The organism is Mycolicibacterium llatzerense (assembly GCF_000878195.1).
Taxonomy (GTDB): domain Bacteria; phylum Actinomycetota; class Actinomycetes; order Mycobacteriales; family Mycobacteriaceae; genus Mycobacterium; species Mycobacterium llatzerense.
Window position 1 is genome coordinate 35,772 of sequence record NZ_JXST01000020.1, and the last position, 14,280, is coordinate 50,051.

At 68.2% G+C, this 14,280-nt stretch carries 12 protein-coding genes; 8 read left to right on the top strand and 4 right to left on the bottom strand.

Annotated features, from left to right (window positions below):
- The first annotated feature begins 101 nt into the window (after positions 1–101).
- The 4 genes from TL10_RS15250 to dxs all read left to right on the top strand — a co-directional run bounded on the left by TL10_RS15250 (position 102) and on the right by dxs (position 6,580).
- Positions 102–2,096 carry an APC family permease gene (locus tag TL10_RS15250; RefSeq protein WP_043393871.1) on the top strand — a complete coding sequence of 665 codons (1,995 nt, stop codon included), beginning with the start codon at positions 102–104 and terminating at the stop codon, positions 2,094–2,096.
- A 13-nt stretch (positions 2,097–2,109) separates the two neighbouring features.
- Entirely contained in the window at positions 2,110–3,297 is a 1,188-nt protein-coding gene (locus tag TL10_RS15255) for a class I SAM-dependent RNA methyltransferase (RefSeq protein ID WP_043986239.1), read from the top strand.
- Positions 3,298–3,361: 64 nt separating this feature from the next.
- Positions 3,362–4,645 carry a Na+/H+ antiporter NhaA gene (gene nhaA, locus TL10_RS15260; RefSeq protein WP_043986240.1) on the top strand — a complete coding sequence of 428 codons (1,284 nt, stop codon included), beginning with the start codon at positions 3,362–3,364 and terminating at the stop codon, positions 4,643–4,645.
- Between the two features lie 36 nt (positions 4,646–4,681).
- Entirely contained in the window at positions 4,682–6,580 is a 1,899-nt protein-coding gene (dxs, locus tag TL10_RS15265) for a 1-deoxy-D-xylulose-5-phosphate synthase (RefSeq protein ID WP_043393877.1), read from the top strand.
- Between the two features lie 75 nt (positions 6,581–6,655).
- Here the strand turns inward: dxs and TL10_RS15270 are convergent, their stop codons facing one another.
- Positions 6,656–7,039, bottom strand: coding sequence for a hypothetical protein (locus TL10_RS15270; RefSeq protein WP_131630745.1), 384 nt, complete (start codon positions 7,037–7,039; stop codon positions 6,656–6,658).
- A gap of 64 nt (positions 7,040–7,103) precedes the next feature.
- Positions 7,104–7,946 carry a hypothetical protein gene (locus tag TL10_RS29650; protein WP_052506425.1) on the bottom strand — a complete coding sequence of 281 codons (843 nt, stop codon included), beginning with the start codon at positions 7,944–7,946 and terminating at the stop codon, positions 7,104–7,106.
- Between the two features lie 108 nt (positions 7,947–8,054).
- Here TL10_RS29650 and TL10_RS15280 point away from each other — a divergent pair, with 108 nt between their 5' ends.
- Positions 8,055–8,984, top strand: a complete 930-nt coding sequence (locus tag TL10_RS15280; protein ID WP_043393885.1) for an alpha/beta fold hydrolase — start codon at positions 8,055–8,057, stop codon at positions 8,982–8,984.
- Between the two features lie 207 nt (positions 8,985–9,191).
- Here the strand turns inward: TL10_RS15280 and TL10_RS15285 are convergent, their stop codons facing one another.
- Together TL10_RS15285 and TL10_RS15290 are read right to left on the bottom strand one after the other, a co-directional pair.
- Positions 9,192–10,439 (bottom strand): HRDC domain-containing protein, encoded by a 1,248-nt coding sequence (locus TL10_RS15285; protein WP_043986242.1) that lies wholly within the window; start codon positions 10,437–10,439, stop codon positions 9,192–9,194.
- 4 nt (positions 10,440–10,443) lie between these two features.
- A complete protein-coding gene (locus TL10_RS15290) occupies positions 10,444–10,980 on the bottom strand; it encodes a DUF3000 domain-containing protein (RefSeq protein ID WP_231575647.1) in 537 nt (178 codons plus the stop codon).
- A 161-nt stretch (positions 10,981–11,141) separates the two neighbouring features.
- On the opposite strand from TL10_RS15290, the gene hemE reads away from it, so the two are divergent.
- The 3 genes from hemE to hemQ are packed head-to-tail and all read left to right on the top strand — an operon-like array spanning position 11,142 to position 14,277.
- Entirely contained in the window at positions 11,142–12,191 is a 1,050-nt protein-coding gene (gene hemE / locus TL10_RS15295; protein WP_043399290.1) for a uroporphyrinogen decarboxylase, read from the top strand.
- Positions 12,192–12,199: 8 nt separating this feature from the next.
- Complete coding sequence (locus TL10_RS15300) at positions 12,200–13,561, top strand: protoporphyrinogen oxidase (RefSeq protein WP_043986243.1); 1,362 nt, start codon at positions 12,200–12,202, stop codon at positions 13,559–13,561.
- Positions 13,562–13,575: 14 nt separating this feature from the next.
- Positions 13,576–14,277 carry a hydrogen peroxide-dependent heme synthase gene (gene hemQ / locus TL10_RS15305; RefSeq protein WP_043986244.1) on the top strand — a complete coding sequence of 234 codons (702 nt, stop codon included), beginning with the start codon at positions 13,576–13,578 and terminating at the stop codon, positions 14,275–14,277.
- Positions 14,278–14,280 lie beyond the last annotated feature (3 nt).

Sequence of the window (14,280 nt, forward strand, 5' to 3'; positions counted from 1 at the left end):
CCGATCCTTTCTGGGCCAGGAACCGGCCCCGAAGCGAATTTCATGCCTCAGCTCAGTCCGAACGCTACAACCCGAGCCCCGGGGGCTTACCCTTGGCTCTCGTGTCCAAGCTTTCGACCGCTACGCGACGGTTGGTGATCGGCCGACCCTTCCGAAGCGACAAGCTCGCCCACACGTTGCTGCCCAAACGTATCGCTCTTCCGGTGTTCGCGTCGGATGCGCTGTCGTCCGTCGCCTACGCGCCGGAGGAAATCTTCCTGGTGCTGTCGGTTGCCGGTCTATCGGCCTATTCGATGGCGCCGTGGATCGGTCTCGCGGTCGCCGCGGTCATGCTCATCGTGATCGCCAGTTATCGGCAGAACGTGCACGCGTATCCATCCGGTGGCGGCGACTATGAGGTGGTCACGACCAACCTCGGGCACACCGCCGGACTGACGGTGGCCAGCGCGCTGTTGGTCGACTACGTCCTGACGGTCGCGGTGTCGACGGCGTCGGCGATGTCCAACATCGGGTCGGCCGTGCCGTTCATCGCCCAGAACAAGGTGTTGTTCTCGGTACTGGCGATCCTGATCCTGGCGTCGCTGAACCTGCGCGGCATCCGGGAGTCCGGTACCGCGTTCGCGATTCCGACCTACGCCTTCATGATCGGCATGTACCTCATGCTGGCGTGGGGGTTCGTCCAGATCTTCGTGCTGGGCCACCCGCTGCGGGCCGAGTCGGCCGGCTTCAGCATCAAGTCCGAGCACGGCGACGTGCTGGGCTTCGCCATGGTGTTCCTGGTGGCCCGCGCGTTCTCGTCGGGCTGTGCCGCCCTGACGGGTGTGGAAGCGATCAGCAATGGCGTTCCTGCCTTCCAGAAGCCCAAGTCGCGCAACGCCGCAACCACCCTGCTGCTGCTCGGGGCCATTGCGGTGTCGTTGTTCATGGGCATCATCGTGCTGGCGAAGCAGATCGGCCTGAAGATGGCCGACAGCGTCGACCAGTTGGTGGGCGCGCCCGAGGGCTATCACCAGAAGACCGTGATCACCCAGCTGGCCGAGGCGGTGTTCCAGGGCTTCCCGGTGGGCCTCTACCTGATCGCGGGTGTGACGGGTCTGATCCTGGTCCTGGCCGCCAACACCGCCTTCAACGGTTTCCCGGTGCTGGGTTCGATCCTGGCCCAGGACCGCTACCTGCCGCGGCAGCTGCACACCCGCGGTGACCGGCTGGCCTTCTCCAACGGCATCCTGTTCCTCGCGTTCGCCGCCATCGCGTTCGTGGTGGCGTTCAACGCCGAGGTCACCGCACTGATCCAGCTGTACATCGTCGGCGTGTTCGTGTCGTTCACCCTCAGCCAGATCGGCATGGTGCGGCACTGGAACCGGCTGCTGAGCACCGAGACCGACGGCTCCGAGCGGCGCCGCATGCAGCGCGCGCGGATCGTCAACACCATCGGCTTCCTCTGCACGGGCGCAGTGCTGCTGGTGGTTATCGTGACGAAGTTCATGGCCGGCGCCTGGATCGCGATCCTGGCCATGAGCCTGCTGTTCGTCTTGATGAAGGCGATCCACAAGCACTACGACACCGTCGCCAAGGAACTGCGTGCCCAGTCGGGGCCGGACGAGGACGTGGTGCTGCCCAGCCGCAACCACGCCGTGGTGCTGGTGTCCAATCTGCACCTGCCGACGCTGCGGGCCCTGGCCTACGCCAGAGCGACCCGCCCGGATGTGCTGGAGGCCATCACCGTCAGCGTCGACGACGCCGAGACACGCGAGCTGGTACACAAATGGGAGGACAGCGACGTGTCCGTCCCGCTGAAGGTCATCGCCTCGCCGTACCGCGAAATCACCAGGCCCATCCTCGATTACGTCAAGCGCATCACGGCCGAGTCGAAGCGCACCGTCGTGACGGTGTTCATCCCGGAGTACGTGGTGGGCCACTGGTGGGAGCACATCCTGCACAATCAGAGCGCGCTGCGGCTCAAGGGCCGGCTGCTGTTCATTCCCAACGTGATGGTGACTTCCGTTCCGTGGCAGCTGACTTCGTCGGAGCGCGTGAAGGTGACCATGACTCCGGGTTCGGCGCCGGGCGACACGAGACGGGGCATCATCGAATGACCGGCATCATTGAATGACTGAGGTAACAGTGACCGTTGGCCCGCCGGCCAACGGTGGCAGCTGCGTGGCGCGGCACGACGGCCGCGTGATCTTCGTCCGGCACGCGCTGCCGGGTGAGGTGGTGCGCGCCGAGGTGACCTCCGAACGCGGGTCGTACTGGCACGCCGACGTTCTCGAGGTACTCGAGGCGTCTCCCGACCGGGTGGATTCGTTGTGCGCGATCGCCGGGGCGCAGGGATCCGGTTGCTGCGACCTGGCTTTCGTCGATCCGGCCGCGGCGCGGCGGCTCAAGGGCGAGGTCGTGGCCAATCAGCTGGCCCGGCTCGGCGGCCACGAGGCCGGTGACCTCGTGGCGGCGGAAGTCGGCACCGTCGGCGCGACCGGGTGGCGCACCCGGGTGCGGCTGGAGGTCGGCGCGGACGGCCGGGCCGGATTCCACCGGTACCACAGCGACGAGCTGGTGACCGACCTGTCGTGTGCTCAGGTGCCGGCCGGGATGCTGGATGAGCTGCCGCTGCAGCCGCCCGGTTCGCACCTGCACGTGGTGCTCGACGACGCCGGGCAGCGGCACGTCGTGCGGTCCGGTCCGCGCGGCGGCAAGAAGAGCAAGGCCGGCATGACCGAAGTGGTCTCGGGCGAGTACGAAGCAGTGCAGCGCGTCGGGGATCAGGAATGGCTTGTTCCGGTGACGGCGTTCTGGCAGTCCCACCGCGACGCCGCCACCACCTACAGCGCGCTGGTGACCGACTGGGCCGAGCTGTCCGAAGGGCAGACGGCGTGGGATTTGTACGGTGGCGCAGGCGTTTTCGCCGCGGCGCTGGCCGGTTCGGTGGGGGAGTCGGGCCGGGTGCTGACGGTGGACACCTCGCGCGGATCGGCGCGCGCGGCCCGGGCCGCGCTGGGGGATCTGGGTTGCGTCGAGGTGGTGACCGATTCGGTGCGCCGCGCGCTCGGCACGCAGCGGGTCGCCGCCGACGTCGCGGTGCTGGACCCGCCGCGCACCGGCGCCGGGCACGAGGTGATCGATCAGCTGGCCGCGGCCGGGGTGCCGCGGGTGATCCACATCGGTTGTGAGGCAGCCTCTTTCGCCCGCGACATCGGCCTGTACCGCGGACACGGGTACCAGGTGACGAACCTGCGCGTCTTCGATTCGTTCCCGTTGACGCACCATGTCGAGTGTGTGGCGCTTTTGACCCGGTAGGTTTGCGGTCAGGTGTGCCGGGAAGCCTGGTCGGCGCCGTTCAACGCTGCCCAGGAGACTCGTGATGATCAACCGCAATGAGGGGCCGCGCCGGCGTCTGCTGACCCGCGCCACCTGGCCCGAGACGCAGCGGTTTGCGGAGATTCTGCGCAAGGAGACCGTCGGCGGCATCCTGCTGTTGCTCGCTGCCGGCGTCGCCCTGGTGTGGGCGAATTCGCCTGCCGCGCAGAGCTATCACGCACTGTCCGAGCTCGCGGTCGGTCCGCAGTCCTGGCATCTGCGGCTCAGCCTGTCGGCGTGGGCGGCCGACGGGCTGCTGGCGATCTTCTTCTTCGTGGTCGGTGTCGAACTCAAGCGCGAGTTCGTCGCCGGTGACCTGCGTGACCCGGCACGTGCCGCGCTGCCCATCGCCGCGGCCGTCGGCGGCATGCTGGCGCCCGCCGGAATCTTCGTGGGCCTGAACCTGTGGCTGGGGCACCCGGAGAATCTGGACGGCTGGGCGGTGCCGATCGCGACCGACATCGCTTTCGCCCTCGCCGTCCTCGCAGTGATCTCCACGCATCTGCCCACCGCGCTACGCACCTTCCTGCTGACGCTCGCGGTGGTCGACGACCTGCTGGCCATCATCGTCATCGCCTGCTTCTACACCGACCACCTCAACCCGGCGGCGTTGGCGCTGGCCGTCATTCCCGGCGGGCTGTTCGTCGCGGCCGTACAGCGCGGCGTCCGACACTGGTGGTTGCTGCTGCCGCTGGCCGCGGCGACCTGGGCGCTGGTGCACGCGAGCGGTATCCATGCCACGGTGGCCGGGGTGCTGCTCGGGTTCGGGGTGCCGGTGCTGGGCAAGCACGCGTCGGCCGAGGCGTTCGAGCACGCGCTGCGGCCGCTGTCCGCCGGGGTGGCGGTGCCGGTGTTCGCGTTCTTCGCCGCGGGTGTGAGCGTCGGCGGCTGGCCGGGTCTGGTGGACGCGATCACCCATCCGGTGACCGCCGGCGTACTGCTGGGTCTGGTGTTCGGTAAAGCCATCGGTGTGTTCAGCACCACATTCCTGCTGGCGCGGTTCACCGGTGCCGAGCTCGACGAGGGACTCGGCTGGCTCGACGTCGCCGGGGTGGCGCTGCTGGCCGGGATCGGTTTCACGGTCTCGTTGCTGATCGGCGAGCTGGCGTTCGGCGCCGGTACCGCCGCCGGCGCTGACGCCAAGATCGGCGTGCTCGCGGGTTCGGTGATCGCCGGGATGCTGGCGGCACTGGTGCTGCTGTCCCGCAACGCCGCCTATCGCCGCATTCACGAACGTGAGACCGCCGACGACGACGGCGACGGTGTGCCGGACATCTATCAGCCTTGACCGGCTCTACCCGTGGTGCGTGCGTAGACTGTCGGAATGCTTGAACAGGTCCGCGGCCCCGCTGATCTGGCGCACCTATCGCAGCCACAGTTGACCGAACTCGCCGCCGAAATCCGGGAGTTCCTGGTCCACAAGGTTGCCGCCACCGGCGGGCATCTCGGCCCCAACTTGGGTGTCGTGGAGCTGACGCTTGCGCTGCACCGGGTCTTCGATTCGCCGCACGATCCGATCATCTTCGACACCGGCCACCAGGCCTACGTGCACAAGATGCTGACCGGCCGGTGCCCAGACTTCGAGACGTTGCGCATGAAGGGCGGCCTGTCCGGCTATCCGTCGCGCGCCGAGAGCGAACACGACTGGGTCGAGTCCAGCCACGCCAGCACCGCGCTGTCCTACGCCGACGGGCTGGCCAAGGCGTTCGAACTGTCCGGCTACCGCAACCGGCACGTCGTCGCCGTCGTCGGTGACGGTGCGCTCACCGGCGGCATGTGCTGGGAAGCGCTGAACAACATCGCCGCCGCGAATCGGCCCATCGTCATCGTCGTCAACGACAACGGGCGCAGCTACGCGCCGACCATCGGCGGCCTGGCCGACCACTTCGCGGCGCTGCGCCTGCAGCCCGCTTACGAGAAGGCGCTGGAGCGGGGCAAGAACGCGCTGCGCGGCATGCCCGTCCTCGGCGAGTTCTGTTATCAGTGCGTGCACAGCATCAAGGCCGGTATCAAGGACGCGCTGGCACCGCAGGCGCTGTTCACCGATCTGGGGCTCAAGTACGTCGGGCCCATCGACGGTCATGACGAGCACGCCGTCGAGGCGGCGTTGCGGCACGCCCGCGGGTTCAACGCGCCGGTGATCGTGCACGTCGTCACCCGCAAGGGCATGGGTTATGCGCACGCGGAGAACGACGAAGCCGAGCAGATGCACTCGACCGGCATCATCGACCCGCACACCGGGCGGTCCACGGCCGAGTCGGTGCTCGGCTGGACGTCGGTGTTCTCCGAGGAGCTGATCAAGCAGGCCACCAAGCGGCGCGACATCGTCGCGATCACCGCAGCGATGCCCGGTCCCACGGGTCTGGCGGCATTCCGGCAGCGTTTCCCGGACCGGTTCTTCGACGTCGGTATCGCCGAGCAGCATGCGATGACGTCGGCCGCGGGTCTGGCTATGGGCGGCATGCACCCCGTCGTCGCCATCTACTCGACGTTCCTGAACCGGGCGTTCGACCAGATCATGATGGACGTGGCGCTGCACAAGCTGCCCGTCACCATGGTGCTCGACCGCGCCGGCGTCACCGGCAACGACGGCGCCAGCCACAACGGCGTGTGGGACATGTCGATGCTCGGCATCGTGCCCGGCATGCAGGTCGCGGCACCGCGCGACGCCGCCCGGTTGCGTGAGGAACTCGGCGAGGCCCTGGCCATCGACGATGGCCCGACCGCTGTTCGGTTCCCGAAAGGCGCTGTCGGCGACGACATTCCGGCGGTCCGCCGCCAGCATGGCGTCGACATCCTGACCGAGCCTGCGGACGGCCTGTCCGACGACGTGCTGCTGGTCGCGGTCGGCGCGTTCGCGCGCATGGCGCTGGTGGTGGCCGACCGGCTGCGCAAGCAGGGCATCGGTGTGACGGTCGTCGACCCCCGCTGGGTGCTGCCGGTCCCGGCGGCCATCGCCGACCTGGCCAAGGCCCACAAACTCGTCGTCACGCTCGAGGACAACGGCGTCGCCGGCGGCATCGGTTCCGCGGTGTCGGCATCGTTGCGCCGCGCCGAGATCGACGTGCCGTGCCGCGACGTCGGTGTGCCCCAGGAATTCCAGGAGCACGCGTCCCGCAACGAGATTCTGGCGTCGATCGGGCTGACCGATCAGGACGTGGCCCGCCAGGTCACCGGCTGGGTCGCCGCCCTCGGCAGCTCCGTCGACATTTCGTCGCAGTAGGTTCACCGAGCCCGACTGCACGGCGATCTTGGGCTCGATTTTCCGCCGCCCAGTCAGGCTCGCGGCAACCGCGGCCTACATGTGGAGGGCGATCGCTTTGCCGATCGGGACCAATGCCCAGGCGACAGCGGCGCCGGCGGGAATGCCGATCAATGGAGTCCATCGTCGACGCGCCGCCAATGCTGCGGTCACCACGGCGGCGACGAGGCCCGCAATCAGACAAATCCATGGAATCGCGATCAGGAAATTCTGACCGCGCGCGGACAGCTTGCACACCCAGTCGGTGCTGCCGTCGTGGCAGCCGTCGGTAGCCATCGCCAGCGGGAGCATCAGGAGGAATGCGAGGCCGAAACCTACAACTCCTAGGACGCCCACGATTCCCCCGAACCAGGCCCATTGCCGCGAAAGCCCTGGGCGAGTTGGCGTGTCGCAGACTGGCTGTTCGGACTCATTGGTCATTCGAAATGGTGCTTTCTCTTCAACTCACCGCTCACCACGGGCGCGGGATCAGGCGCCGACGGCGCTAGTCCCCGTCCTCGCGATCGACCTTGCCCCTGATCTCTGCGTAGGCCTCGGCAAGAGCGGTGATCTTGTCCACCGACGACGACGGCGTCTCCGACGGCGCCGCGTCGATGCCGTACAGCTTGGCGGCCATGCGGCCGCGGACGTCGTCGCGCTTCTCGGCGAGTTGTGCCCGCGCGCGGTCGTCGCGCAGCGACTGGTCGATTTCCTCGGCCTTGTCGGCACACATCCGTAGGTCGTTGACCCGCTGCCGGGACCGGGCTTCCAGTTGCCGCGCCTTCGTCCGGGCGTCGTCCAGCATTGCCCGATCGTCTGAGCCGGGGTCGGCGAGGTCGCTGAGCTCTTTGATCAGGCCATTGAGTTCTATTGTGGCTCGGCAATTTTCACGGATCGCCGTCAGGTCGCTGGTGAAGTCGAGGTCGTCGCCGAGCCAGCCGCCCGTCGCGGCTTCCGAACGCTCGATTCGATCAATGGCTGCCTGCGCGCCGTCGAGCAGCGCGACACCGTCGACTCCGAACTCTTCGGCAAGCCGGGCGCGTTCGGTTTCCTGCGGTGATAGTTCGCGCCTGGGCGAAGAGCCGGCTCGACCGCCGATCACTATGTGCGTGATCAACAACCCGATGGCTGCGATGCCAAGGGCGGGCACGAGGGCGATGCCCTCCGTCGCGATGCCGACCGCGATCACCACGACGCATGCCACCAGCCAAGCCCGTGCCATGGCGGACATGGGACGGCGCGTCTTCCGTTCGGACGTGAAGGCCGCCCCGAATGCGGCGCCTCCGACAACCATGACGACGGCGAGGATGACAGTCACGACCACGAGCGGTAGGAGGAGCCGAATCATCCCGATGTCCTTCTCTGATTGATGCTGTCAATCGTAGTTCGGCAGGCCAACTTGCCTCGTTGACGCGGTGCAGGGGCGTCACCATCCCCGCGCGCCTAGGCTCAATCCATGCACGCCGAACTCGAAGCCTGGAAGTCCGCCGGCCAGTATTTCGACTACCTCGGATTCGACATCTTCTACCGCCAGGACGGCTTGGAGCTCGGCACTGGTCCGGTGCTCCTGCTCATCCACGGCTACCCGTTCAATTCCTGGGACTGGTCGCTGATCTGGCCGTCGCTGGTCGACAAGTTCACGGTGATCGCGCCGGACATGATCGGCATGGGCTTCTCTGCCAAGCCGTCCGCGTACCAGTACTCGGTGCACGACCACGCCGATATGCACGAGGCGCTGCTGGCTCACCTCGGCGTGCAGACCGCCCATATCCTGGCCCATGACATCGGGGACTCGGTGTGCCAGGAGCTGCTGGCCCGCAATCGGTTCGGCGATCAGTCGTACGGCAGCCTGAACATCGAATCGATCACCTGGCTCAACGGCGGACTGTTCGTCGAGTCGTACACCCCGCGGCTGCTGCAGAAGGCGTTGTCGCGAACTCCGTTGGGCGACATCATCAGTCCGTTGCAGGGCACCCCGTTGTCGAGGCGGCTGGCCGACCCGACCATCAACGAGATGTTCGGCGTCAACACGAAACCGTCGAAGGAACTGATGGACAAGTTCCACGAAATCCTCGACTACAACGACGGCAAGAAGGTCATGCACCAGGTCGGCCGCTTCATCAACGATCGCTACACCTACCGCAACCGCTGGGTGCGTGCCATGCGTGAGACGACGATCCCGATGCGGCTGATCGACGGCCCGTCCGACCCGAACTCCGGTGCCCACATGGCCAAGCGCTACCGCGAGGTCATCCCGAACCCTGACGTGGTGATGCTGGCCGACGACATCGCGCACTGGCCGCAGATCGAGGCGCCCGAGGCGGTGCTCGAGCACTTCCTGGCGTTCGTCACCCCGATGCTGTGGCGGCCGATCGACCACCGTTGACCCGGCGTCCAGGGCGACGACACGCACACCGTCCCGGCGATCGGTGCCCCGTGAGTAGTTGAGCCTGCGCCAGGGGCGCGACCTTCTTGAACTCTTGCGCCCCAGGTACAGGGTGAACGCGCAGGGCGGCGTGGGACTGCGTTCATCCTGAGCCAGCGGCGCAATCTACTCGGACTTTTGCGCCCTGGATACAGGGTCAACGCACACCTAGCCCAACGCGGTAGCCAAGACCGGACCGCAGAGCTCGCGCTGCCACGGGCGGGCGCCGGCGGCGGCCAGGAACTCGTCGACGGCCTCGGCAACAGAAGCGACAGGTTGCCAGTCCCAGCACAGCCGCCGCACGGTCTCCGGCGTCACCAAGTTCTCGGAAGGCACCGAAACCTTTTCGGACAGTTCGGAAAGCCCGCCGCGGCACGCTTCCAGCCGCTCGAACGCCTCGGGTTTGCGGCGCGACCACCTGGCTGGTGGCGGCAGCCCGTTGTTCGGCTCCGAAGCGGGGGGATCGGCTTCGCGGGCCCGGGCCAGCGCGTCGAGCCACACCTGTGCACTGCGCTTCTGTCGCGAGCCGCCGAAAATCGGTAGCGCCGTGAGCTTTTCGATGGTGTCGGGATTGGCGACGGCGGCCGAGATGATCGCCGAGTCGGGCAGGATGCGCCCTGGCGCGATGTCCCGCCGCTGCGCGATCAAATCGCGGGTCTGCCACAGCTCGCGCACCGCGGCCAGCGCCTGGCCGTTGCGAACCTTGTGGATGCCCGACGTCCGCCGCCACCGGTCGCGCCGGGTCGGGCTGGGTTCGACGGTCCGCATGTGCTCGAATTCCTGTGCGGCCCATCCGGTCTTGCCCTGCGACTCCAGCTCCGTGGCCACTGCGGCGCGCAACTCCAGCAGTACCTCGACGTCCAGCGCCGCGTAGTTCAGCCAGTCCGCGGGCAACGGGCGCTTGGACCAGTCGGCGGCGCCGTGGCCCTTCTTCAAGCCCAGGCCAAGAAGCCGCTGCACCATGGCCGCCAGGTTCACCCGGTCATAACCGGCCAGCCGGCCGCCCAATTCGGTGTCGTACAGCGACGGCGGCGTCATGCCCAGCTCGGCCAGGCACGGCAGATCCTGGTCGGCCGCGTGCAGAATCCACTCGTCGGAATTCACGACCTCGGCCACCGGCGCCAGCGCCTTCAGCGGGTCGATGCCGTGGCTGACGGGGTCGATCAGGACCGTGCCCGCTCCGGCGCGGCGAATCTGGATCAGGTAGGCCCGGTTGGAATACCGGAAGCCCGAAGCACGCTCGGCGTCGATGGCGAACGCGCCGTGCCCGGACGCCAGAAGCTCACCGGCGCGGGCGATGTCGCTCGCATAGATGGCAACAGCGGGCACGCCGTCGGCGGGCGCCAGCAGGGGAGTGACGTCGGGATCGTCGGCAACTTCGTCGGCGACGGTCCCGTCAGGATCAGGTTCAGTCATGCGGTCACGCGCGCGTGCGCGAACCCAGATCGGTCACGCCGGCAGGCGGCAAGCCGGCGGCGTGTTCGAGCACCTCGCAGAAAGCCTGCACGTGCGGTCCCAGCTCCAGTGAGGTCGCGGTCCACGACGCGCGCAGCTCGAGCTGGTGGGCCCGCGGCGGGCCGGAGATGTCGCCGTAGCGCACCGACGTCGTCGCGGTGACGGTGCCGCCCAATGCGGTGACGCCGTCGGCGTGCGACTCGAGCGCATCGACCAGCCAGCTCCACGCCACCTCGGGCAGCAGCGGGTCGACGGCTTCGGTGGAATCCAGGTCGGCCTGGATGTAGGCAACGAGACGCATGGTGCCGTCCCATGCTTCAGCGCCTTCGGGATCGTGCAGCAGGATCAGACGTCCGAAGGCATCGCCCTCCGAGCTCTCCGGGACGACGGAGGCGTCAGGATGACGTACCTCTGCGCCCAGCGCGTAGCTGAAGGGAGCCAGCCGCTGCGGCGGACGGATCGGGCCGAGTTCGATCTCCTGGCGCACGGTGGCGGCGTTCATTGCCGCAACAGCAGTGCGGAACTGGGCCGGCTCGGCGGAGGTCACATTCTGGGACGCTAGCCCGATCCGGCCGGTCGCGTAAGCAGGCGCGCCGATAGCCCAACATTTGGCTGCACGACAGGGTATAAGCGATCGATCCGGGCATGGCAGCATTAGCAGTGATGAGCACCCGTCGTGAACTGCCGCAATCGCCCTATCTGGCTGCCGCCAACGGCCGCACCCCGGACCGGACCCCGGTGTGGATGATGCGGCAGGCCGGCCGGTCCCTACCCGAGTACCGCGCCCTGCGCGCCACCCACACCATGCTCTCGGCGTGTTTCAACCCCGAGCTGGTCTGCGAGATCACCATGCAGCCGGTGCGCCGTCACGGCGTCGACGCCGCCATCTTGTTCTCGGACATCGTGGTGCCGCTCAAGGCCGCCGGGATCGATCTGGACATCGTGCCGGACGTCGGCCCGGTGATCGCCAACCCGATCCGCACCCCGGACGACGTCGAGGGCATCAAGCCGCTCGAACCCCATCAGGTGGCGCCGGTCGCGGAGGCGATTGGCCTGCTGACCAAGGAACTGGGCGATGTGCCGCTGATCGGTTTCGCCGGCGCACCGTTCACGCTGGCCTCGTACCTCGTGGAGGGCGGCCCGAGCCGCAACCACGAGAAGACCAAGGCCATGATGCTCGGCGAATCCGCGACCTGGCACGACCTGATGGAAAAGCTGACCGACCTCACCATCGAGTTCCTGCGCGCCCAGCTGACCGCCGGCGTCGACGCGATCCAGCTGTTCGACTCCTGGGCCGGCACCCTGTCGCTCGCCGACTACCGGGACTACGTGTTCCCGCACAGCTCCCGCATCTTCGCCTCGCTGAAAGACGAAGGCGTCCCGATGACGCACTTCGGAGTCGGCACCGCCGAGCTGCTGGGTGCCATGGGAGAGGCCGGTGCGACGGTCGTCGGCGTCGACTGGCGCACCAACCTCGTCGACGCCGCGGGCCGGGTCGGCCCGGGCAAGGCGCTGCAGGGCAATCTCGATCCGGTCGTGCTGCTGGCCGGCTGGCGCGTGGTCGACGACGCCGTCCGCCAGGTCGTCGCGGACGGGCGCCGGGCCGTCGCAGCTGGTGCCGCCGGGCACATCTTCAACCTGGGTCACGGCGTGCTGCCGTCGACCGATCCCGGTGTGGTCACCGAAGCGGTGGCGCTGGCCCACTCGCTGTGAGTCTGTAGATGAGCAAGACGTATTACGTTGTCGGCGGCGGCATTTCGGGTCTCGTCGCGGCATACCGGCTGCGCCAGGCTAACCCGGCGGCACACATCACCGTCTTCGACCCGGCGGACCGGCTGGGTGGTGTGCTCCGCACCGAACGGCTCGCCGGCCAGTCCATGGACGTCGGCGCCGAGGCCTTCGTGGCCCGTCGGCCCGAGGTCACGTCACTGCTGCAAGAACTCGGCCTGCGGCAGATCGGCACCACGGGTGTCCGTCCGCTGATCTGCAGTGGCGGCCGCCTGCACCCGATGCCCGACGGCACCATGCAGGGCATCCCCGGACCGGGCGCCAACCTGCGCGGGCTGGTCGACGACGCGACGCTGGCCCAGATCGCGAGCGAGCCGACCCGGCCGCTGCACTGGCAGCTCGACGCCGACCCGAACGTCGCGCAACTGGTCGGCGATCGGTTCGGCACTCAGGTGGTGACCCGGTCCGTCGACCCGTTGTTGGCCGGCGTCTACGCCGGTTCGGCCAAGACCATCGGCATTCGCTCAGCCATCCCGGCACTGGCCGCCGCGCTGGATCGCGGTGCCCCGAGCCTGACCGCCGCCGTCGCTTCGGTGCTGTCGGCGGCCCCACAGACAAGCACGCCGAGCCCTTCGGTCTTCGGTGCCGTCGACGGCGGCTACACCGTCCTGGTCGACGAACTGGTGCGGCGCACCGGCGCCCAGTGGGCGCAGGTTGGCATCGAAGGGCTGACCCCGGTCGGCCGCGCCTGGCAACTGCGCGACGACGAAGGCAAGTACTGGTCGGCCGACGCGGTGGTGCTGGCGCTGCCGGCACCACGAGTGGCCAAGCTGCTCGCCGACATCGCGCCGAGCAGCGCTGCGATGGCCCGGCTGATCCCGGTCGCTTCGGCAGCGGTCGTCGCCCTGGCGCTGCCGGGTGGCACCCCGCTGCCGCAGCAGTCGGGGGTCCTGATGGCCGCGGGAGAAGCGTTGCACGCCAAGGCGATCACCCTCACGTCGCGCAAGTGGGGCCGCGGCGGCAACGTCGAGTTGCTGCGGCTGTCGTTCGGCCGGTTCGGTGACGACCTCGCGCGCAACGTCGGCGACGACCGGCTGCTGGCGTGGTCGCTCGAGGACCTGCGGACGCTGTTCGGCATCACCGCCGAGCCGGTGGATTACCTGGTGCAGCGCTGGATCGACGCCATGCCGCAGTACGGTCCGGGCCACCTCGAGCTGGTCGATGAGTTGCGGGCCGGCCTGCCAGCGGGGCTGGCCGTCGCGGGTGGATACCTGGACGGTATCGGGGTCCCGGCGTGCGTCGCGTCGGGAACCCGGGCGGCCCATGAGGTGGTCGGCGGCAGCCTTCCGCGATAAGGCACGATAGAGCCATGGCCAAGCTCGATTACGACGCCCTCAACGCGGTGACCAGGTACATGATGATCTCGGTCTTCGCCGTGCAGCCGGATGAGCTGCCTGCGGACGAGAAGTCGCGGGCCGCCATCGCCGCGGACGCCGCCGCCTACCTCAAGAAGCGCGAGGACGCGGGCGTCGTGGTCCGCGGGCTGTACGACGTTGCCGGCTTCCGGGCCGACGCCGACTTCATGATGTGGACCCACGCCGAGCGTGTCGAGGATCTGCAGGCCACCTACACCGGCTTCCGTCGTACCGCCCTCGGCGCCGCCACCGAACCGGTGTGGAGCGTCGTCGCGCTGCACCGTCCGGCCGAGTTCAACAAGAGCCACCTGCCGGCGTTCATCGCGGGCGAAGACCCGGGCGACTACGTCTGCGTCTACCCGTTCGTGCGGTCGCTGGATTGGTACCTGCTGGCCGACGAGGACCGCCGCCGGATGCTCGTCGAGCACGGCATGGCCGGCCGCGAATACCCCGACGTGCGCGCCAACACCGTGCCGGCGTTCGCGCTCGGTGACTATGAGTGGATCCTCGCTTTTGAAGGGCCGGACCTGGCCCGCATCGTCGAGCTGATGTGGAAGCTGCGCTACACCGACGCGCGCCGCCACGTCCGCGAGGAGACTCCGTTCTTCACCGGCCCGCGGGTCGGTATCGAGCAGTTGGTCGCCAACCTGCCGTAGGGC

Coding starts and splice junctions, on each gene's coding strand:
- TL10_RS15255 (WP_043986239.1), top strand. CDS start 2,110: ATGACTGAGGTAACAGTGACCGTTGGCCCGCCGGCCAACGGTGGCAGC.
- nhaA (WP_043986240.1), top strand. CDS start 3,362: ATGATCAACCGCAATGAGGGGCCGCGCCGGCGTCTGCTGACCCGCGCC.
- dxs (WP_043393877.1), top strand. CDS start 4,682: ATGCTTGAACAGGTCCGCGGCCCCGCTGATCTGGCGCACCTATCGCAG.
- TL10_RS15270 (WP_131630745.1), bottom strand. CDS start 7,039: ATGACCAATGAGTCCGAACAGCCAGTCTGCGACACGCCAACTCGCCCA.
- TL10_RS29650 (WP_052506425.1), bottom strand. CDS start 7,946: ATGATTCGGCTCCTCCTACCGCTCGTGGTCGTGACTGTCATCCTCGCC.
- TL10_RS15280 (WP_043393885.1), top strand. CDS start 8,055: ATGCACGCCGAACTCGAAGCCTGGAAGTCCGCCGGCCAGTATTTCGAC.
- TL10_RS15285 (WP_043986242.1), bottom strand. CDS start 10,439: ATGACTGAACCTGATCCTGACGGGACCGTCGCCGACGAAGTTGCCGAC.
- TL10_RS15290 (WP_231575647.1), bottom strand. CDS start 10,980: ATGAACGCCGCCACCGTGCGCCAGGAGATCGAACTCGGCCCGATCCGT.
- hemE (WP_043399290.1), top strand. CDS start 11,142: ATGAGCACCCGTCGTGAACTGCCGCAATCGCCCTATCTGGCTGCCGCC.
- TL10_RS15300 (WP_043986243.1), top strand. CDS start 12,200: ATGAGCAAGACGTATTACGTTGTCGGCGGCGGCATTTCGGGTCTCGTC.
- hemQ (WP_043986244.1), top strand. CDS start 13,576: ATGGCCAAGCTCGATTACGACGCCCTCAACGCGGTGACCAGGTACATG.